Annotated in this window: 18 protein-coding genes; all 18 read left to right on the top strand. The window is 57.6% G+C overall.

Features of this window, described 5'->3' with window-relative positions; translation table 11 throughout:
* Positions 1-11 precede the first annotated feature (11 nt).
* Complete coding sequence (locus tag U5L07_09955) at positions 12-479, top strand: nitrophenyl compound nitroreductase subunit ArsF family protein (GenBank protein ID MDZ7832061.1); 468 nt, start codon at positions 12-14, stop codon at positions 477-479.
* Positions 479-1,174: an aromatic aminobenezylarsenical efflux permease ArsG family transporter gene (locus U5L07_09950; protein ID MDZ7832060.1), complete on the top strand. Its 696-nt coding sequence runs from the start codon at positions 479-481 to the stop codon at positions 1,172-1,174. The genes U5L07_09955 and U5L07_09950 overlap by 1 nt, the downstream gene beginning before the upstream one ends.
* A gap of 14 nt (positions 1,175-1,188) precedes the next feature.
* Positions 1,189-1,710, top strand: coding sequence for a (Fe-S)-binding protein (locus tag U5L07_09945; GenBank protein MDZ7832059.1), 522 nt, complete (start codon positions 1,189-1,191; stop codon positions 1,708-1,710).
* A gap of 22 nt (positions 1,711-1,732) precedes the next feature.
* Positions 1,733-2,824, top strand: coding sequence for an ACR3 family arsenite efflux transporter (arsB, locus tag U5L07_09940; protein MDZ7832058.1), 1,092 nt, complete (start codon positions 1,733-1,735; stop codon positions 2,822-2,824).
* Between the two features lie 25 nt (positions 2,825-2,849).
* Positions 2,850-3,365 (top strand): universal stress protein, encoded by a 516-nt coding sequence (locus U5L07_09935; protein ID MDZ7832057.1) that lies wholly within the window; start codon positions 2,850-2,852, stop codon positions 3,363-3,365.
* A gap of 54 nt (positions 3,366-3,419) precedes the next feature.
* Positions 3,420-3,896: a rhodanese-like domain-containing protein gene (locus tag U5L07_09930; GenBank protein ID MDZ7832056.1), complete on the top strand. Its 477-nt coding sequence runs from the start codon at positions 3,420-3,422 to the stop codon at positions 3,894-3,896.
* Positions 3,889-4,365, top strand: coding sequence for a MauE/DoxX family redox-associated membrane protein (locus tag U5L07_09925; GenBank protein MDZ7832055.1), 477 nt, complete (start codon positions 3,889-3,891; stop codon positions 4,363-4,365). The genes U5L07_09930 and U5L07_09925 overlap by 8 nt, the downstream gene beginning before the upstream one ends.
* Positions 4,366-4,409: 44 nt before the next feature.
* Positions 4,410-5,795, top strand: a complete 1,386-nt coding sequence (locus U5L07_09920) for a heterodisulfide reductase-related iron-sulfur binding cluster (GenBank protein MDZ7832054.1) — start codon at positions 4,410-4,412, stop codon at positions 5,793-5,795.
* A 43-nt stretch (positions 5,796-5,838) separates the two neighbouring features.
* Positions 5,839-6,270, top strand: coding sequence for a putative zinc-binding protein (locus tag U5L07_09915; GenBank protein ID MDZ7832053.1), 432 nt, complete (start codon positions 5,839-5,841; stop codon positions 6,268-6,270).
* A 252-nt stretch (positions 6,271-6,522) separates the two neighbouring features.
* The gene (locus U5L07_09910; protein ID MDZ7832052.1) at positions 6,523-7,815 is read left to right on the top strand and encodes an efflux RND transporter periplasmic adaptor subunit; all 1,293 of its coding nucleotides are present in this window, start codon (positions 6,523-6,525) and stop codon (positions 7,813-7,815) included.
* Positions 7,816-7,818: 3 nt separating this feature from the next.
* Positions 7,819-10,884 carry an efflux RND transporter permease subunit gene (locus U5L07_09905; protein MDZ7832051.1) on the top strand — a complete coding sequence of 1,022 codons (3,066 nt, stop codon included), beginning with the start codon at positions 7,819-7,821 and terminating at the stop codon, positions 10,882-10,884.
* A gap of 46 nt (positions 10,885-10,930) precedes the next feature.
* A complete protein-coding gene (locus U5L07_09900; GenBank protein ID MDZ7832050.1) occupies positions 10,931-12,364 on the top strand; it encodes a TolC family protein in 1,434 nt (477 codons plus the stop codon).
* A 6-nt stretch (positions 12,365-12,370) separates the two neighbouring features.
* The gene (locus tag U5L07_09895) at positions 12,371-13,558 is read left to right on the top strand and encodes an efflux RND transporter periplasmic adaptor subunit (GenBank protein ID MDZ7832049.1); all 1,188 of its coding nucleotides are present in this window, start codon (positions 12,371-12,373) and stop codon (positions 13,556-13,558) included.
* The gene (locus U5L07_09890; protein ID MDZ7832048.1) at positions 13,555-16,713 is read left to right on the top strand and encodes an efflux RND transporter permease subunit; all 3,159 of its coding nucleotides are present in this window, start codon (positions 13,555-13,557) and stop codon (positions 16,711-16,713) included. The genes U5L07_09895 and U5L07_09890 overlap by 4 nt, the downstream gene beginning before the upstream one ends.
* A 5-nt stretch (positions 16,714-16,718) precedes the next feature.
* Positions 16,719-17,696: a bile acid:sodium symporter gene (locus U5L07_09885; GenBank protein ID MDZ7832047.1), complete on the top strand. Its 978-nt coding sequence runs from the start codon at positions 16,719-16,721 to the stop codon at positions 17,694-17,696.
* A gap of 173 nt (positions 17,697-17,869) precedes the next feature.
* Positions 17,870-18,154 carry a prolipoprotein diacylglyceryl transferase family protein gene (locus tag U5L07_09880; GenBank protein ID MDZ7832046.1) on the top strand — a complete coding sequence of 95 codons (285 nt, stop codon included), beginning with the start codon at positions 17,870-17,872 and terminating at the stop codon, positions 18,152-18,154.
* 2 nt (positions 18,155-18,156) lie between these two features.
* Positions 18,157-18,666: an SRPBCC family protein gene (locus tag U5L07_09875; GenBank protein MDZ7832045.1), complete on the top strand. Its 510-nt coding sequence runs from the start codon at positions 18,157-18,159 to the stop codon at positions 18,664-18,666.
* Entirely contained in the window at positions 18,663-19,940 is a 1,278-nt protein-coding gene (locus U5L07_09870; GenBank protein ID MDZ7832044.1) for an FAD-dependent oxidoreductase, read from the top strand. The genes U5L07_09875 and U5L07_09870 overlap by 4 nt, the downstream gene beginning before the upstream one ends.
* Position 19,941: the final 1 nt, after the last annotated feature.

Raw genomic sequence — 19,941 nt, 5'->3', positions numbered from 1 at the left:
AGGAGTCAAAAATGAAACTACAGCGTTTTGCCACAGGAGTTGTCGTCGCCATTGCTCTGGCGGTTTTTGCGATGCTCGGCGGATGGCCGGCAGCATCCGGGCCGTCCGCCGGACAGGCGATCGCGGCGCAAACCGATGAGCAGCCCAGATTCATCGCCTACTACTTCTATACCAGCCAGCGCTGCGGCGCCTGCTATCGGCTTGAACAGTGGACGGAAACCGCAGTAAAAAATCATTTCCAGCAGGAAATTGAAAAGGGCCGGCTCGACTGGCGGACCGTCAGCGTGGACCAGCCGGAAAACAGGCATTTTATCAAGGATTTCAGTCTCTACACCAAATCCGTGGTCATTGTGGAGCAAAACAACGGGGAAACGCTCCGTTGGAAAAACCTGGAAAAAGTCTGGCGGCTTCTGCGAAATCAGGAAAAATACGCCGATTACGTAAGCAATGAAATCCAGGCATTCATGGAGAAAAGTTAATGGAGTTGACCGCTCTTCCCATGATATCGGCGCTGTGGTTCGGTATTCTGACCTCGATTTCGCCGTGCCCGCTGGCCACCAACATTGCCGCCACCACGTTTGTCGGCAAGCAGATCAAAAGCCGGTACGGGACCCTGGTCGCCGGTGCGGCCTACACCGGCGGCCGGGCCCTGGCGTATATACTGATTTGCTTTATCATCGTGGCCGGGCTGTTTTCCATCCCCGGGGTGTCCATGTTTTTGCAGCAATACATGAACAAGCTGCTCGGGCCGGTCTTAATTGTCGTGGGCCTGCTCATTGCCGATATCATTCCCCTGCGCCTGCCGGCCTGGGGGGGCGGAAATTCAGCTTTTATCCGCCGGTTAAGCAACGGCGGCGCCATCGGGGCCATCTTTCTGGGCTTTATGTTCGCCCTGGCATTCTGTCCGGTATCGGCGGCCCTGTTTTTCGGCAGTGTGATTCCCCTGGCCTTAAAGTTTGAATCCAGCCTCTGGCTGCCCCTGTGGTACGGCATCGGCACGGCGCTTCCCGTCATCGGCTTTGCCCTGCTGCTGGCCTACGGCACCCGGGCCGCCGCCGGTTTCGTCCGGGGGCTTACGGCCATGGAGCGTTACCTGCGCCGCATTACAGCCGCTGTATTTATCGGCATCGGCATCTATTTTACCGTGACCTATACATTCGGCGGTGCACTATAAAGGAGTTTTTGCAAATGCTGCTCAAATCCTATCAAAAACAAATCTTCCGGCCGGAATGCAACCCCAGCTTCCAATCGGTGCACTGCATCGCCCGGCTGGATGAAGACATCTCGGCCGCCCTGCCCTACTTGAACGCGGAGCTGGGCGGCACCCAGTATTTCAGGGATCCGCCGGCGGTGATGCTCCACGTGCACGGCAAGATCATCAAGGTGGGGGCGACCGAAATCGCCATCAACGCCCTTAAGGATGAGGCAGAGGCGGACAAGATCCTGGAGTGGCTGAAAAACGAGGTAAACCGGGTCTGGGCGGAAAAAGATACCATCACCCCCAGCGAGGAAAGCCGAAAAAAACCGCAGGTGTTTGAGATTTTAAAGCTGCTGCCCAAAACCAACTGCAAAAAATGCGGCCTTGCCACCTGCATGGTCTTTGCCGCCCAGGCGGCCGAAGGCGGCCGCGGGGCAGAGGACTGCCCGGAAATCGACCCGGAAAACAAGGAAAAACTGGACGCCTATCTTGCCGGGTTCCGATTTGAGTAAATCAAATAGGGAGGATCTGTTCATGGCTGAATCAACCGTTAAAAAATTGCCGCTTCTCGACCGGTTTCTGACCCTGTGGATATTTCTGGCCATGGCCGCCGGTGTGTCGACCGGCTACTTTTATCCCGGCGTCACGGACCTGCTGGACCATGTGACCGTTGGCACGACCAACATTCCCATTGCCATCGGCCTGATTTTGATGATGTATCCGCCGCTGGCCAAGGTGCGCTACGAAAAGCTGGGCGAGGTATTTCGGGATTACAAGATCCTGGGTCTGTCCCTGGTGCAGAACTGGGTCATCGGCCCCATCCTCATGTTTGGACTGGCCATCGCTTTTTTATCCGGCCATCACGAGTACATGGTGGGCCTGATCCTGATCGGCCTGGCGCGCTGTATTGCCATGGTGCTGGTATGGAACGACCTGGCAAAGGGGGACGCCGAATACTGCGCCGGGCTGGTGGCGTTTAACTCGGTCTTCCAGGTGCTGTTTTTTTCCGTGTATGCCTGGTTTTTCATCACCATTCTGCCGGGCTGGTTCGGCCTTGAGGGTTCGGCCGTGGATGTCACCATCGGCCAGATCGCCGAAAGCGTGTTCATCTACCTGGGCATCCCGTTTATCGCCGGCATTATCTCGCGCATTATCGGATTAAAGACCAAGGGGGAGAAATGGTACATGGAAAAATTCATCCCCAAAATCAGCCCCCTCACCCTGATCGCGCTTTTGTTTACCATCGTGGTCATGTTTTCGCTCAAAGGCGAATACATCGTCAAACTGCCCTTTGACGTCATCCGCATCGCCATTCCGCTTTGCATCTACTTTGTGGCCATGTTTTTGATCACCTTCTACATGTCCATGAAATTCAAGGCCACCTACGAGCAGACCACCACGTTATCCTTTACCGCGGCTTCCAACAACTTTGAACTCGCCATTGCCGTGGCGATTTCGGTTTTCGGCATCAACTCCGGGGTGGCGTTTGCCGCGGTGATCGGGCCGCTGGTGGAAGTGCCGGTGCTGATCTCGCTGGTCAACGTGGCGCTATGGTTTAAGCGCAAGTATTTCCCCTATGCCGTGGAAACGCCGACCGGGGTCTGTCACGTGGTATGCAGAGAATAAGAAATCGATCTTTAAAAGGAAGTAAATGGTTCCCAAAATAAATCATATTCTCTATGCAACAGATCTCTCCGACGGGGCGCGCAAGGCGCTGGGCTACGCCGTGGCCCTGGCCGACGCCTGTGAAGCATCTTTGACCGTCATTCATGTCATCAGGGAGACTTCGCCCAATGCGGAACTGCTGATCAGCGCCTTTCTGGGCTACCCCAGCCGGGAGGAGGTCAAGCAGAAAAGCCGGGAGCAGATCACCGAAGAAATAAAAGAGCGCCTGGGACAAATGTGCGACGAACTCGGCTGTCAGCTCCCGGCCTGCCGGTTTTCCCTTGCCGGAGTGATGGTGGAATTCGGCCGGCCCCAGGAGATGATTCTCAACCATGCCGAAACCGGCAATTACGATGTGCTGGTAATGGGGCGTCATGATTACGGACTTGTCGAAGGTGCCATAACCGGGCACGCAGCCAAGGGGCTGCTCCGGCACAGCCCCATACCGGTATTTCTCGTGCCGGTGGCCGGCGACAGTGAGGCGGCCCCGGAAACCAAGTAATTTAAAATAAAGTACCAAAAAATGTATTTCCACAGGACGAGGCAGATTAAAGCAATGGGGCAGATGGCAGGGATCATTACGGCTGCCTGCGTACTCGCGGCGTGTGTAAACCTGTTGCGCGAAGACGGCATAGCGTTTGTGGGCGACTGGTCCACTGATTCGCGCTTTGTCGACAATTCCGGGCAAAGCCTGGCAATCAGCTTAAAAGCGGCCAGCCGCATGTATGCGGAAAACGAGGCCGTGTTCGTGGATGCCCGCCCCAAAAGCCAGTATGACCGGGGCCGCATCGAAGGGGCAGTGAGTTTGCCCTGGCAGGAAGTAAATGAACGGTTCATCGAAGTCGCAGACCAACTGGAGGGCGGAAAAACCATCATTTGTTACTGCGACGGGGAAAACTGTGAACTGAGCCACGAGCTGGCGCTGTTTCTTTCGGACATGGGGTTTGAAAACTCCCGCGTACTGGTAAACGGCTGGACAAAATGGCGACAGGCAGGACTGCCCACACAAACCAGAGATCAGGGCAATGAATAAGGCGCATTTTTTAAAAACAGAAAAAACCTGGTTTGCGGCTGCAAGGATTTTTCTGGGCGCGGTGTTTTTGTATGCCAGCTATGACAAGATCCTGCACCCGCAGGCTTTTGCAGAGGCAGTTTACAACTACCAGATTCTGCCCGATTTCGCGGTCAACGCCGCTGCCCTGGTTCTGCCGTGGATTGAACTGGCAGCAGGGCTTTGCCTTATTGCAGGAGTATGGCTGCCCGGGGCAACACTGATCTGCACCCTGCTGATGACCGCGTTTACAGCCGCCCTGGTTTTTAACCAGATCCGGGGGCTGGATGTCCACTGCGGCTGTTTTTCCACCCAGGCCGCCCATGGTCCGGCAAACTTGTTGACCGTGATCCGGGATCTCTTCTTTTTGGCGGTGTCGGTGTACCTGCTGGTGCGCGCCGTGTTTGTGCCCCTGAGAAAAACAGGCAATATGCCCGGCCTGAGCGCGTGAAAAAAATCCGGGCTGCTTATAAATTTAAAAGGATTTTAACCGCTTTGACCAAAGAGGAGTACCAGGAACAGGAATCATCATACAGCTTTATCAGGCAGGTGATGGATGCATGTGCGGACTGCGACACCTGCCGCTTTCTAATGGATGAGAGCTGCCTGTTTTTCCCGGAACTCTACAGGCTTTACGACAGGAAAAAACAAACCGGCGCCCGGCCCACGGAAAAAGCGCTTCACCGGCTTGCAGACATGTGCACGCTCTGCGGTCTGTGCCCGTGCCCGGATATCCGGGCCGGCATTGTCCGGGCAAAGGCCGCTCGGGTCCGGGAAAAGGGCATGCCCATAGGGGTCCGCATGCTGGCCGACCTACAGAATGCCGGAAAATATGCGGGCCGTTTCCCGGCGCTGATCAATCAATTGCTCCGAATAAGCCCGTCTGCAAAAGCAGCCAAACGTTTTGCCGGCATTGCGGAGGCACGGAGATTGCCCTTGCTTCCGGCGGAAAGTTTTTTTGCCCGGGCCCGCAGAAACGGCTTGAACCGCATGCCGGACAAACACCCGAAAGCGGCCTATTTTGCCGGGTGCACGGCCGGCTACCTCTTTCCCGAAGTGGCCGGGGCCGCAGTTGCCATACTGAAAAAAAACGGTATTGCGGTATATGTGCCGCCCCAGCAGTGCTGCGGCATGCCGACACTGGTCGAAGGCGCGGAAAAGATCACGCGCAGCCGTGTGCAGCACAATCTTCAGGCTCTTCTGGATGCCGCGGACTCCGGCTGCGACATTGTCTGTTCCTGCCCGACCTGCGGATTCTTCATGAAAGTGCTTCTCAAAGAAGGCGCTTTTTATTCCCGGCCCTACCAGGAATCGGTAAATGCCGGAGATGATGAAATCCGGATTCCGGATGGAAGGGGCGGAAACCGGCATGTTTCGCTTCAAAAAGCCGTATACGGCAAAATCCTGAAAGACGATTCATGCTTTTCCGATATCGATCCGCTGGCGCGCATCAGCCTTTCGGAAAAAATCCGGGACATGGGGCAGTACCTGGACCAACTGCATGACAAGGAACGCCTGGACACAAAGTTTAACCCTGTCAATGCCCGCATGGCCTACTTTGCCCCCTGCCACCAGCGGGAACAGGACATGGGCAGTCCCTATGAAAAAATTCTTGCCCTGGTTCCCGGCTTAGAGATCAAGAGAGCGGGCGGGGCCATGGACTGCTGTGGCATGGGCGGAAGCCTGGGATTTAAGGAAAGTTTCCATGAAGCATCCATCCGGCTCGGCAGGCGGCTGGCCGAAAAAATCAGGGCAGCCGCCCCTGAGGCCATTGTGACCGACTGCCTGAGCTGCCGGCTTCAGTTCCGGCACCTGATGCCGGAGATCCGGGTGTTTCACCCGCTGGAAATACTGCAGCGGGCTTATGAGAAAGCGGAATAGTTAGCTTTTTACGGGTCAATCATAGATTATAAGGAGAACAAAAATGACTGAAAACTGCTGTGAAGCCACAAGCGCCACCACCATGCTGCTGCCCTGCTCCGGAGGCTCCAACGTGGGCCAGCTGGCCAACCGGGCCGCCGTGGAACTGACCACGGAGGGATTCGGCAAAATATTCTGCATGGCCGGCATCGGCGGCCGTATCTCCGGGTTTGTCCAGTCGGCCAAAGACGCCGAATCCGTGATCGTCATAGACGGATGCGAGATCGGCTGCGGCAAGGCCACGCTGCAGGCAGCAGGCGTCCCGCTTCCCCGGCACCGGCACCTGGTGGTCACCGAATACGGAATCGAAAAAAACAAAGATTTCAACTTAAACGAAGACGACGTGGACCTCGTCAAGCAGGCGGTGAAAAACGCGACGGATGAACCCGCTGCCGCCGCAGGGGTTCCCGGAGGCGGCAGCGGGTGTTGCAGTTAAGAAAGCATCCATCTAAACGGCTTTGAACCTAAATTCAGGTCGTAAAAACGAAATCCGGTTATCTGTTTGACTCCAGTGGAAATTGTATCGGGATCAAAATCGCTATCGGGATCGGGATCGAAACATTTCGATTTCGATAGCGATCCCGATAGCGATTTCGATAAACCATTCCCATCATTTTTCTGACTGGCTGATCCCTTCGCACTGGAGTTTTCCGGATAACCAAAAACCGAAATTATCGGGGAACTGTAAATGACATACAACATAAAGCTTATATTGCGCCTTTTGCCCGTGCTGTGGGCCGTGGTATTTTTCATCGGCTGCGCCTCAGAAGCGAGCTCCGGCAAGGAGAATAACGAGAATAAAGAAAAAAAAGCCCCGCTGGTCGAAACCGTAACGGCGCAAAAACAGACAATTTCCCGCACGGTCGAGGTGACCGGCGATACGGTGGCCACCAACAAAATCACCATTCGCGCCACCGTGGAAGGGCCGGTGGGATTTTGCCCCTGGCGGGAAGGCGACCGGGTCGAAAAGAATGAAAAGCTCATTGAAATTGATCGCCCCCTGTATTCCGCGGAGTTAAAGGAAGCCGAGGCAAACCTGGCAGTGGCAGAATCAAAGCTGGCGGATTTAAAAGCCGGGGCCCGGCCCGAAGAAATTGCCCAGGCCGAACAAAACGTCCGGTACCTGGAGGAGTGTGCCGAATTTTCCCGCAAAAACCTGGAGCGTGTCCGGGAACTGGCCGAAAAGGGCGGTGTGAGCGGGGAAGAGCTGGAAAAGGCCCAGGTATCCTATACCGAGTGCCAGACCAACTTGATCTCGGCCCGGGAGAAACTCTCCATGCTCAAAACCGGTCCCACCCAAACCGAACTGGCCGTCCAGGAAGCCGAAGTCAAAAAGGCAGAGGCCGCGCTGGCCAAAGCCCGGGCAAAACTGGATGAGACCCGGATTTACGCCCCTTTTGACGGAATCATCACCAAGGTTTCCGTGCATCCCGGAGACCTGGCCACGCCCCAGGCCGCTCTTCTGGACATGCTGGACCGCACCTCCCTGGTCGTGCGGTTTTCCGTCTCAGAAGCGCTGATATCTGTCATCAAGCCGGGCATGAAAGCCACCATCCGGCTGGATGCCTATGCCGGCCGGGACTTTGAAGCACAGATATCCCGGATATATCCGGAATTAGACCGCCGGACCGGAACGGTGCCGGTGGAGGCCGAATTGACCGATCCGCCGAAGCTCATGCCCGGCATGTTTGCCCGGGTTTTACTGCCGGTGCAAACCGCAAATGAAGCGATCGTCATTCCCGCAAGCGCCCTTTTGAGCACCTCGGGCGACCGGGAGGCGGTCTTTGTGGTCAGCGACGGCAAGGCGATGCGGCGCGAGATCCGGCTCGGCCTTGAACAGGGCAGCCGGATTCAGGTGATCGAAGGACTCGAGCCCGGCGAAAAGGTGGTTGCGGCCGGAATGAACAACCTGCGAAACGGCGCGGCCGTGCGCATTGCAGAAACACAGGATTCAGAGAAAAAAAACGGACAGGATAACTAAACCATGGAACTCACGGCAACCACCCTCAAGCGGCCCGTAGCCGTCGTCGTTTTGACCATCGCCATTGTGATCACCGGCCTGTTCAGCTTCACCCAGCTCGAAGTGGACTATCTGCCGGAAGTCACCTACCCCATGATCAAAATCCACATCTGGTGGCAGGGGGCCACCCCGGGGGAGATCGAAACCGAGATCGCCGAGCCCATCGAGGAAGTGCTGGCCACGGTGGACAACCTCGACTACCTGGAGTCCTCCAGCATCGAGGGGATGTATACCCTCCTGGTGAACTTCGAATACGGGGTGGATGTGGAGGTCGCCTACCAGGACGTGATCACGGCCATGGGCCGGGTCTCCCGAAGGCTTCCCAAGTCCATGGACCCGCCGGTGATCATCAAGGCCGACCCTTCCCAGCTTCCGGTCATGCAGATGACGGTGTCTTCGGATCAGCACGATCTGGTCTGGCTCCGGGAATGGGCGGACAACTGGCTTTCGGACCGCCTGATTACCGTGCCGGGCACGGCGGGCGTGGAAATCGTCGGCGGCCTGGAGCGGGAAATCCGCGTTCACCTGGATCCGCAGCGCATGGCCGCTTTCGGGCTCTCGCCGGCCCAGGTGGCAGGGGCGCTTTCTGCGGGAAACCGCCAGATATTTGCCGGCCGGGTCACGGTGGAAAACCGGGAGATCATTGCCCGGACCATGGGCGAGTTTGAAAGCATCGCGGAAATCGAAAACCTGGTCGTGGCCAGCGGTGATAACGGCGGCAAGGTCTATGTCAAGGACGTGGCCCAAGTCGAGGATTCCCACGAGGACATGCGGGTCAACACCCGGTTTAACGGAGAACCGGCCATCAAGTTAAACGTGCTCAAACAGGCCACTGCCAACACCGTGACCGTGGCCCGTGCTGTGCAGGACAGAATGGAGACCCTGGAGACTTCCATGCCTTCCGGCATCCGCATCGGATACGTGGAAAATCAGGGCGATTACGTGCTGGGGGCGATTCACAGCGTGGAAAACTCGGCCATCCTGGCGGCCATCTTAGTCATTGTGGTGGTGTATCTGTTTCTGGGCCGCTGGCGGCAGGTGGCGGTCATGATGATCGCCCTGCCGGCGACCCTCCTGGCCAATTTCTTTGTCATGAAAACCGCCGGGTTTTCCATCAACCTGTTTTCCCTGGGCGGGCTGGTGGTGGCCCTGGGCGTAATCCTGGACAACTCCGTGGTTGTCCTGGAAAACATCACCCGGCTCAAGGCCGAAGGCAAAGCCGATTATACCCTTGCGGGCACCCGGGAGGTAAGCTCGGCCATCGTGGCCGCCACCCTGACCTTTCTGGCCATCTTTCTGCCCTTTTTGTTCGTGCCCGGACTGGCCGCCCTGCTGTTTAAGGAACTGGTGCTGGTGGTGGCCGGCATTGTGGTCATCTCCCTGCTCGTGGCCCTGACGTTGACCCCCCTGCTGACCCAATCTTTTCTCCGGGGCGAAAAATCAACACAGGGGTCAAAGGTCGCCCGGGCATTTGATGCCGTGCTTTCAGCCCTGACCCGAAAATACGCCCGGCTGTTGCAGAAATGCCTGCAGGCCCGGTGGATCATTATCAGCGCGGCACTGGTGTTGTTTGCCGGGGGCCTGCTGCTGGCCAATCTGACCGGATCGGAATTTCTGCCCAAGGTCGACGACGGCCGGGTCATGGTCAAGCTCAAGATGCCCTCGGGCACCGCAGTGGAAAAGGTGGACCGGATTTTAAAACAGGTGGAGAAAAAACTGGAGGGGCTGCCGGAGATCGAAAGCACATTCACCCTGGCCGGGGGCAAGGTCTGGGGCCTGTATACCTACGAGATCGCCAATGAAGGCGAAGTCGACATTCAACTGGTTCCCGGGGCGGAAAGAAATGTGAGCACCCGGCAATTCATCTCCAAGATCAAACCCATGGTCGCCCAAATTCCGACCCCCGGGGGCAAGCTCATGGTCAAGCAGATGAAGGTCAAGGGCATCCGCAAAGTGGGCGAACAGGAGGTGGAGGTCAAGGTCCAGGGCTCGGAAATCAAGCCCATCTTTGATTTTGCCAAAACAGCGGCCGACCGCCTCGATGGCGTGTCCGGCCTGGGCAATATCAATATCTCCATGGACATGACCAAACCGGAATACCGGGTCCATATTGACCGGGCCAAAGCCTCGGAGCTCGGCGTTTCAGTGGATCAGGTGGCGGACATGCTCCAGACCCTGGTGCAGGGGCGGGTGGCCACCCAGTACCGGGAAGGCATGGAGTACTACAACATCCGGCTGGTGGTCCCGGAAAAACGCCTGACCAGCAAGAAGGATCTGGAAAGCCTGGTTGTGGCGGAAAAAAACGGGGAATCCATTTACTTGCGGGATCTGGCCGATGTCCGCCGGGCATCCGGCCCGGTGGAAATCGTCCGGGAAAACCTGGCCAAGCAGGTTATTGTCCGGGCCGACTCCGCTGGCATATCCGTGGGAGAGGCCGTGACCCGGGCCGAGCAGGCCATGGCGGAATTGGCGCCCCCTTCCGGGGTGAGCTGGGAAATGGGCGGCCAGGCGCAGATGATGGCTGAAAACACCAAGGCCATGGGCCTTATCCTGGCCTTTGCCGTTTTGTTTGCCTATGTGGCCCTGGCCATTCAGTTTGAATCCTTTGTGCTGCCCATGCTGATCATGGCCAATGTCCCCCTGACGCTGACCGGGGCCTTTCTGGCCCTGTTTTTAACGGCAACGCCCATCGGGGTGACGGTTTTGATCGGCCTGGTGGTCATGATGGGCGGTATTACCTCCCAGGGCGTGGTCCTGCTGGCCCTGGCCGAGCAATACCGGGCGGAGGGCGCACCGGCCCGGCAGGCGATTGAAAAGGCGGCACCGATCCGCGTCCGTCCGATCCTGATGACCCAGCTGACCACGGTCCTCGGACTGATGCCCCTGGCCCTGAACCTGGGCGAAGGCGGGGACATGCTGGTGCCCATGGCCATCGCCGTCATCGGGGGGCTGCTGTATTCCCTGCTGCTGACCCTGTTTTTTCTGCCCGCGGCCTACGGGCTGGCAATGGGACGGCAGGATGCAAAATAGTATCCGGTCTCAAATTTTTCAACAGCAACACTTGAGGAAAGAATCTATGAAACAAATCGTTCCCGTTATTTTTCTGATATTGCTTGTGAGCGGATGCAGCGGGCTTCAAAAAGACACCGGGGCTTTTTCTCCGGAAAGCGGCCCATATGACCGCATTCCGGCGGCACCGGAGGAGTCCAGGGCGCCGGAAGAGTCCAAGGCGCAGCCGGCCGAAATGAAACAGGACCTGACCCTTCCGGAAGCAATCGAGCTGGCCTTGCAGCGAAATCCCGGCATTGAAGTCCAAAGGCATCAAGCCGAATCGGCGCGCGCCAACTGGCGGGAAGCCCGGGGCAAACGGCTGCCGCATCTCAGCGCGGCGGCCTCGGCCAGCCGGTACCTGGACGACCAGCGCCTGGTGCCGGCGAGTTCCCCTGGAGAACCAGGGGCCTATAGCGCGGATCAGTACGGCGCGGACCTGGTTTTGGAGCTGCCGCTGTTTACCGGCGGCCGCCTGATCAACCGGGCCTCGGCCGCCCGGCTTTTCGCCGAAGCCGCCATGGACAGGCTAAACCGGACCCGAGAAGAAACCGTCTTTAACGTGACTTCCACATTTTACGCCATCCTGGAGCAGCGCCGGGTAATCGATTCCCTGCGGTTTTCGCGAAAAGCCGTGGCGCGCCAGAAACAAAAAATCCAGGACATGATCGCGGTGGAAAAAGGGGTTCGGGTGGATCTGCTGCGGGTCCGGGTCCGGCTCTCAGACATCGAACAGCAGCTCATCGCCGAAGAAAACCGCCTGGATGCCCTCAACCGGCTGCTGGCCAACCTGCTGGGCCTGGAAACCGAGCAGAAACGCCTCCCGGTCAAGGGCGAGCTCTCATTTGAAGGCTTGGATATATCCGCCCAGGAGGTCTCCTGGCAAAACGTCTATGACGCGCGCCGGGACTACCAGGCCCTGAAAAACGAAGCCCAGGCGGCTGAAAAAGCCCTGGCCGCGGCCAGGGGAGAATACTTTCCCCGCCTGGATCTGCAGGGCACCTACGGCGGCCGGTGGGCCGAAGGCGACACCACCGTCCAGGCCGGGGCCGAGGAGGAGGAAGATGTGGGCAGCATCGGCCTGCACCTGGAAATGCCCCTGTTTGCCGGCGGCGAGATTGCTGCCAGAACCGCCGGTGCGCGGGCCGACCAGGCCGCCGCGCAGTCGCGGCTCAGGGAACTTGAGCTTAATATCCGCCGGGAAGTGCAAAATGCAAGGGATGCCGTTATCGCGGATAAAAAACGGGTACAGACCACCCAGGCGGCCATCAGGGAGGCAAAAGAAGCCCTGGATATCGAACAGACCAAGTACAACCTGGGCAAGGGCACCATTGTCGATGTCCTCGATGCCCAGGATGCCCTGCTGCGGGCCCAGACCAACCACGCCCGGGCCCTGGCCGCATGCAAGATCGACCTGGCCCGGCTCAAGCTGGCCCGGGGCATGATCCTGAGCAAGGAGTAAACCCACATGAAACGTATATTTCGCATCGGAATACCGATACTGGTAATCATCTGTCTGGTTGGCGGTGCCATATTGCTGGTCAAACAGAAAAAAAAGGACCTGGGCCAGACACCGGCCTACGGCTTAAAGCCCCGGCCGGTGACTGTGGCTGTTGCTGAAAAAGGGGTTCTGGCCCTGAAAAAAGAGTATCTGGCGGTGGTGGAACCGTTTAATGAAGCGCGGGTATCGGCACGGGTGACGGCTGAGGTGGAAGACATCCGGGTGGATGAAGGCGACGGGGTCAAAGCTGGAGAGGTTCTTGCCGAACTTGACGCTAAAGAGGTTGAATACGCCATTGACGTGGTATCTTCCCGCATTGAACAGGCCAGGGCCGAGCTTTCCGGCAGCCGGGCCACGGTCGAAGCCCTCAGAGAATCCCATGCGTATTGGCGGGCAGAAAAAAAACGGTCCCGTGCTTTGTCAGAAAAAGGTGCGATTTCCAAATCCGAGGCAGAGCAGACAGCACAAAAGGCCGCGGATATCAAGGGAAAGTTGACGGCAGCCCAAGCGAAATCTTCAGCTATTGAAAGACAGATTGATGCCTTGAAAAAGCAGAAGGCTGAACTGCTCACCCGGCGCGGCTATTACACCATAAAAAGCCCTTTTGACGGCATTGTCACCGGACGCCTGGCAGACCCCGGGGACATGGCCGCCCCGGCAAAAACCCTGTTCACGGTCCAGGACCCGTCCGGGGTCAAAATCGCCTTTGACGTACCCCAGAAGGACCTGCCCGAAGTACAAAAGGGACTTAAAGCCGCTTTTGAGGTGAACGGCGGCATTCAAAAGGCCGAAATCCGGCTCATGGAGCCGGCCCTGGACAAGGCGAAAATGATGCGGGCCGAGATCTGGCTGGACCGGGCGGCCGCAGCCGGTCTTGACACGGGCGCCTATCTGCCGGTCACCGTAAAGGTCGCGCAGCTCACCGACGTGATCCTGCTTCCGGCATCCGCTCTGATCGAAGGCCCGCAGCAGGGCAGTACCCATGTATTTACGGTGAAAGACAAAACCCTTTCCGCAAAGCCGGTCCAATTCCTGGGGCGCACTGCGAACCGGGCGGCGGTCCGGGGAATTGATGCAAAAACACAGGTGGTCGAAAACACCTATCTGGGTTGGGCGACCCTTTCCTCCGGAGAGAAAGTAGAGGTTGTGCAATGAATATCAGCCGGGCAGCTCTGAATCATCCTTATGCGGTTGCGGCCGCGGTCCTGCTGGTGGCGGCCATGGGGTTTATCGGCTTTCTACGCACGCCATCGGAGCTTTTTCCGGATACCTTTCCGCCCCAGGTGGTGGTGGTGACGGTACAGCCCGGGGCCTCAGCCGACGATGTCAGCGACAAGATCACGGAAGTCATTGAAAAAGAAATCAACACCTTGAGCGGACTGGAAAGTATCCGCAGCACCAGCCGCGACCAGGTCTCGGCCGTGATGGCGGAATTTTCCTACAGCAAAGACCCGGGCCAGGCCATCCTGGACGTGCAAAACGCCATGGCCCGCATCCGGGCCGATCTGCCGGTAAACGCACAGGAACCCAAACTCTATCGCCTAAGCGATGCCACGGCCCGCCCGCTGCTCACCCTTGCCCTGCGGCCGAAAAATGACAGCCGGCGCGATCTTTCCGAAATCCGGCTGCTGGCGGAAAACCAGATCCAGGACCGGCTTCTGGCCATAGAAGGCGTGGCGGACGTGGACGTCTTCGGCGGGCATCGGCCGGAAATCCGGGTACGTGTGGACCGGGACGAACTGGCCGCCAACGGGGTTTCCATCGGCGAGGTCATTGCGGCTTTGGCCGAACAAAACATCTCGGCGCCGGCAGGCAATATTTATGCGGGCGACAGCGAATACCTGGTACGTATTGCCGGAGAATTCAAAAATTTAAGCGAAATCCGCCAACTGCCGATCCGCCGGCCGGGCCGTGGTCTGCTGCGCATATCCGATGTGGCCGAGGTGGAACTTACCGAACAGGAGCCACGCTCGGCCTATCACGGAAACGGCAAGGCAGCCATCGCCCTGGGCGTCATCAAGCCGGAGGGGGGCAATACCGTGGCCGCCATTGAACGGGTCAAGTCCTTTCTGCCGGAACTCGGCGCCCTATATCCCGATATTGCCTTTGAACTCACCCAGGACCAGCAGCCGTTGATTGACATCAACATGCACGGCATGGTGCTGTCGATCATCGAGGCCGTGATCTTTACCGTGGCGGTGATCTTTTTATTTCTGGCAGAGGCGCGGGCCGCCCTGGTGGCCGGCATCACGATCCCGCTTTCGTTTCTGTTCACCCTGGCCGTGCTCTGGTTTACGCCCTATACCTTAAACATGGTCACCCTGTCTGGCCTGATCGTGGCCACCGGTATGGTGGTGGACGCCTCCGTGGTGGCCCTGGAAAACATCTACCGCCATTTTCATGCCGGCAAAGGCCCGGATGGAACAGAGGGCCAACCGGATGCCAAAACCGCCGCCGACACCGGCGCCAGAGAAATCGCCCTGGCCATCACCGCCGGCATGCTGACCACGGTGGCGGTCTTGGTGCCCATCATCTTTATCGGCGGCTATCCCGGGCGGACCATCGGCCGGCTGAGCCTGACCATCTCCATCACCATGGTGGCCTCGCTGGTTCTCGCCCTGACCCTGGTGCCGCTATTGGCCTCGAAGGTATTGGGCAGAAAACGGGAAAAAAAGAATATCGCTGAACGCGTGGCCTCCCGGGTAGATGTGGGCGTCGGTTTTATCCGGCGCTTCTATGTATTTATCTTAAAAGGCGCCCTGCGCTGGCGCCTGGTCACCTTGATCCTGGCCGCGGCTTTTTTCGTGGTCACGGTCCGGACTATCCCGCCGATTATCGGCGGGGCTCTCATGCCGCCTATGGATACGGGCATTGCCATTGTCGAATTTGATCTGCCGGCCACAGACGGCATCGGGCAGATGGAAAAAACCCTGAACCGGGTGGAGGAAATCATCTATGCCCAGCCCGGCATCGAAAAGGTCTCCTCGGTGATCGGTTCGGAGCCCGGTGCCATTTCCTTTGGCACCGGCGGCGCCACCACCCAGTCCGCATCCATCACGGTTGAACTGGTGGACCGGACACAGCGGGAAAAGTCCATCTGGGCGATCGAGGAAACCTGGCGGGAAAAGCTGCGGCAGGTGCCGGGGATCAAAAGCTTCCGGGTCAGCGAGTACGGGGCCACGCCCATGGCCACCACCAAGGCGCCCGTGGATATTATTATCAGCGGACCGGACGCCAGGATACTGGACCGACTGGCCGACCAAACCATGCAGCGGCTGCAGGGCGTGCGAGGCCTTACCGATGTACGCCGAAGCTGGCATTTTGATCAAAAACAAGTGGATGTGACCGTGGACCCGGCCCTGGCGCGCATGTACGGTACCTCCCCGGAAGAAGTCTCCCGACAGGTCAGTGCAGCGGTGCAGGGCGTGCCTGCCACCTCCATGCGGCTTGCAGATTTTCTCGATATTCCCATCCGGGTGCAGTACGGCCGGTCTGATCGCAACAGCCTGTCCGCCCTGGAACATGCCTATGTGGGATCGGATTTCGGCCCCATACCGCTGCGGGCCATGGCAGAAGTAGAAACGCAAACCCAGCGCCCCTTTATCACCCGGGAGGATCTGCAGGCCACCATTGATGTGACCGGTGTCAACTTTGATATGACCATCGCCCAGGTCACAGGCATGGCCAAAAAGGCCTTGGCCGGTCTGGATCCGCCGGGCGGCTATAACATTGAATTTGCCGGCACCGCCTCGGACATGAAAAGCACGCAAAAGCAGCTCCGCCAGGCCCTGATCATCGGCATTGTGCTGCTTTATTTTCTGCTTCTGGCGATGTTCGGCTCATTTGCCCATCCCATTACCATCATGGCGGCCATTCCCCTGGCCGTGGCCGGCTCCATGTGGGGGCTTTTATTGTTTGACAAGCCCATGTGCATGCCCGGCACCATGGGCATGATCTTTCTGGCCGGCATTATCATCAACAACAGCGTGCTGCTGCTCGATTTCATCATCCAGGCCAGAAAACAGGGCTCGGAGAAAAACGACGCCATCGTCCGCGCAGTGGAGCTGCGCATCCGGCCCATTCTGATGACCACGTTTTCCACGATCATCGGCTTGTCGCCACTGATTTTCGAAACCGCGGTGGGCTTAGAGCGCCTGAGTCCCCTCGGAATCGTAGCCGGAAGCGGCCTGCTGGTGGGCACGTTCCTGACCATGATCGTAGTGCCGGTGGTCTACTCGGGCATGGACAGCGTCGGCCATGGGCTTTCCGGCCTGCTACGGGGACATAGAGCCGGTCTGAAAGGAGCGTAGAGATAGTGATACAACAAGTCTCAAAATACTTGCAAAGATATCTGCCCTTTATCATTTTGGCAGATCTGGCCGCGGCGATAACCGTCGGAAGCCGGTATCCCGACCTGGTCCATTCCTTAAAGCCGCTGATACCCTATGGGATGATGCTTATGCTGATTCCCATAATGATGGGGATAGCGATCCGGGAGTTAAAGCAGATCGCCACCGACAAAAAAGTGATTTTAATCGCGGTGCTGATCAATTTTGTGCTCTCCCCCGTGGTCGCCTATCTCTGGGCCGAACTGTTTTTTACATCGCTTGATCCCAAGTTTATTGCCGGATGGATTCTCAAATTAACAGTGCCCTGCAGCGGCATGATGGTCGCCTGGACCGGGCTTTCCGGCGGAAAGACGGAAACCGCCCTTATCGTTCAGGTGCTGAGCTTTCTGGTGGCAATTGCAGCCATTCCCTTTTGGCTGACTGTATTGGCCGGCAAATTTGTGGTCATCGATTTCTGGTTTATCGCCCAACAGATATTCTGGATCATTATTTTGCCCATGATCGTCGGCATTGGCGCACGAGAGGGCCTGATCATTCCCAGATACGGAAAACAGGGGTTTAATCAGGACATAAAGCCTTTTCTGCCGCCGTTAGCAAGCATTGCCATGTTTTTCGTCATTTTTATCGCCGTTTCCGGGGAATCGGAGCTGATCCTGCAGAATCTGAACCTGTTCTGGATTTTGGCGGCTTCCGTGTTCATTGTATACCCGCTGCTGTTTTTGATCTCAATTTTTGTTGCCAAGAAATCCGGCCTGTCCTACGAATACGGCATTGCCATCGGCTTCGGGACCACAGCCAAAAACCACGGCATCACCCTGGCACTGGCTGCCACCACATTCGGCGGGCTTTCTGTTCTGCCGCCGTCGGTTGTGCCCATGTTCCAGGTCCTGCTCATGCTTGGCATATGGAAATTATCGCCATGGGTGAAACGATACTTTGAATAACATAAATCCCGCACAATTCCGGGACCTGGCTTTCTATGCCATAGTCGGCATTCTCATCCGGAGGAAAGACTGAAAAGCCTTTCCGCTAAAGTGGGCATGTCATCCTTTTAACAGGAAAGGACGGGAAGGAGAAGCATCATGAAAATCGACGTGATCGGCCCTGGCTGCCCGTTTTGCAAGACATTGTGCAAGCGGGTCTCGGCTATATGCTCTTCTATGATTTATCCGGTTTTATGACCGAACCCTGGCGACCGGAAGGGCCAGCGTCCGGTTTGTTTTTATTCGGTTATGGGGTCTTCCGTTTCTGTGTGGAATTTTTACGAGCGCCGGATGCGCAGTTGGGTTCTCTGCTGTGGAATTGGGTCACGATGGGGCAGATCCTGTCCATTCCCATGGTCCTGATCGGCGCTTTCCTGCTAATCCGTTCATTCCATAAAGGGGAAGAACAAACGCAATGAAAATGAAGGATTCGAAACCGGATTTAACCGCCGTAACCGCCATGATTCCCGTTCCGTGTTCCTCTCTTGACCGAAACGATACCGGCCGGCGGGCGTATGAGATAATGAAAAATGTCGAGGATTACCCGCTCTACATGCCTTCGGTAAATGCCATCGCGGTGCTGGACCGGAAGGAAAGCGAGATGACCACCCGCTGGGATGCCGAGATCGACGGGGCGCCCATCTGCTGGGTTCAGCATATTCGGATGAGGAATGATACCCGTGAAATTCTTTTCGAAGCGATTGAAGGCGATTTCGATGTTTTTCAGGGTAGATGGCGCGTGGGTGAATCGGAGGGGCGGATTTCCCTGGTCCTGTCGATAGAATACAAACTCGGCATTCCGATCATTGAAGAGGTCCTGGGGCCGATCCTCCGGGAGAAGATAGCGGCAAACAGCGAAATGATGCTTAAGGCCATCGCCGGCCGATTAACCGGACAACAACCAACCGCCGGAAAAAAAGGTTGGGAATGAAGGGTATCCGTGCCGAAGCCGTCGTGGTGGGAACCGGCGCCGGCGGCGCCATGGTGGCCCGGGAACTCGTCCGGGCCGGAAAGGACGTGGTGATCGTCGAGCAGGGGCCGGACATGTCCAGATTCGCCGGAATGAAGGAGCTGGAGCTGGGCCGGGCACTCTACCAGGAAAACGGAAAATACCCCAAAACCCGTGAAGGATATTCTCTTCTACGAGGAATCAATATGGGCGGCAGCACGGTGCTGGCCGCGGGCCACGGGGTGCGTTGCCTGGAGGATAAATTCGGGGGACTGGGGATCGATCTGGAGGAAACGTTTCGGGAAACCGAAACGGAACTGGGCCTTCGCCCCATGCCCGACCGGCACATCGGCCCCAATGCCGCGCTGCTCAACCGGTCGGCCAAGGCATTAAAACTTTCGGTCACCCGGTGGGACAAATTCATTGATTTTGACCGTTGCACCCATTGCGGGCAATGTACGCTCACGTGCCCGATGGGGGCCAAATGGTCTTCCAGCCGGGTGATGGATAAGCTGCGCCTCATGGATAATGTGCGGGTTCTGACCGGAACAAAGGTGATGGCCGTTGTTGTTTCCGGGGGCCGCGCCATTGGCGTGTCATGTGAAACAGCCGCGGGTCCGATCGAAATCAGCGCCGATCTGACGATCCTTTGCGCCGGCGGCCTTGGTACGCCGGTGATCCTTCAAAATTCCGGGATATCGTCGGGAAGCCATTTGTTTCTGGATGTATTTCGCATTGTCTACGGGCGAAGCACAAATTTCACTGCGGCTGCCGAGCCATGCATGTCCACGGTGATCGAGGAACATAGCGGCCGGGGATATATTCTTTTCCCCTATGCGGACGCGGCGTTGATGTTTGAGGGAGTGAAAGGCTGGTTCGGGGACCGGCCGCCCTACGGGATCATGGTAAAGGCCAAAGATGATCATATTGGAACGATAGACAGAAACGGGCGGGTTTCCAAATTCCTGACGGACGAGGATCGCCGCCGCCTTTCACATGGCGAGGCCCTGGCCGGGAAGATATTGCAACAGGCCGGCGCGCCGATATCCGCGCTCACGGTTTCCGAGCCGGCCGGGGGGCATCCCGGCGGCACGGCGGCGATCGGGGAGGTGGTCAATCCGGACCTGGAATGCAAATCCGTCGGCAATCTATATGTCTGCGACGCCAGCGTATTTCCGGAATCGCCGGGCCGTCCGCCCATCGTGACCATTTGCGCCCTGGGCAAATGGCTGGGAAAACGACTTGCGAATGAATAAG

This window comes from Desulfobacterales bacterium (genome assembly GCA_034520365.1).
GTDB lineage: Bacteria > Desulfobacterota > Desulfobacteria > Desulfobacterales > Desulfosalsimonadaceae > M55B175.
Note: the sequence above shows the minus strand (reverse complement) of the source record. Positions and strands in the feature narration are given on the sequence as shown.

Coding starts and splice junctions, on each gene's coding strand:
- U5L07_09935 (MDZ7832057.1), top strand. CDS start 2,850: ATGGTTCCCAAAATAAATCATATTCTCTATGCAACAGATCTCTCCGAC.
- arsB (MDZ7832058.1), top strand. CDS start 1,733: ATGGCTGAATCAACCGTTAAAAAATTGCCGCTTCTCGACCGGTTTCTG.
- U5L07_09925 (MDZ7832055.1), top strand. CDS start 3,889: ATGAATAAGGCGCATTTTTTAAAAACAGAAAAAACCTGGTTTGCGGCT.
- U5L07_09910 (MDZ7832052.1), top strand. CDS start 6,523: ATGACATACAACATAAAGCTTATATTGCGCCTTTTGCCCGTGCTGTGG.
- U5L07_09870 (MDZ7832044.1), top strand. CDS start 18,663: ATGAAGGGTATCCGTGCCGAAGCCGTCGTGGTGGGAACCGGCGCCGGC.
- U5L07_09900 (MDZ7832050.1), top strand. CDS start 10,931: ATGAAACAAATCGTTCCCGTTATTTTTCTGATATTGCTTGTGAGCGGA.
- U5L07_09930 (MDZ7832056.1), top strand. CDS start 3,420: ATGGGGCAGATGGCAGGGATCATTACGGCTGCCTGCGTACTCGCGGCG.
- U5L07_09905 (MDZ7832051.1), top strand. CDS start 7,819: ATGGAACTCACGGCAACCACCCTCAAGCGGCCCGTAGCCGTCGTCGTT.
- U5L07_09875 (MDZ7832045.1), top strand. CDS start 18,157: ATGAAGGATTCGAAACCGGATTTAACCGCCGTAACCGCCATGATTCCC.
- U5L07_09895 (MDZ7832049.1), top strand. CDS start 12,371: ATGAAACGTATATTTCGCATCGGAATACCGATACTGGTAATCATCTGT.
- U5L07_09955 (MDZ7832061.1), top strand. CDS start 12: ATGAAACTACAGCGTTTTGCCACAGGAGTTGTCGTCGCCATTGCTCTG.
- U5L07_09950 (MDZ7832060.1), top strand. CDS start 479: ATGGAGTTGACCGCTCTTCCCATGATATCGGCGCTGTGGTTCGGTATT.
- U5L07_09915 (MDZ7832053.1), top strand. CDS start 5,839: ATGACTGAAAACTGCTGTGAAGCCACAAGCGCCACCACCATGCTGCTG.
- U5L07_09945 (MDZ7832059.1), top strand. CDS start 1,189: ATGCTGCTCAAATCCTATCAAAAACAAATCTTCCGGCCGGAATGCAAC.
- U5L07_09890 (MDZ7832048.1), top strand. CDS start 13,555: ATGAATATCAGCCGGGCAGCTCTGAATCATCCTTATGCGGTTGCGGCC.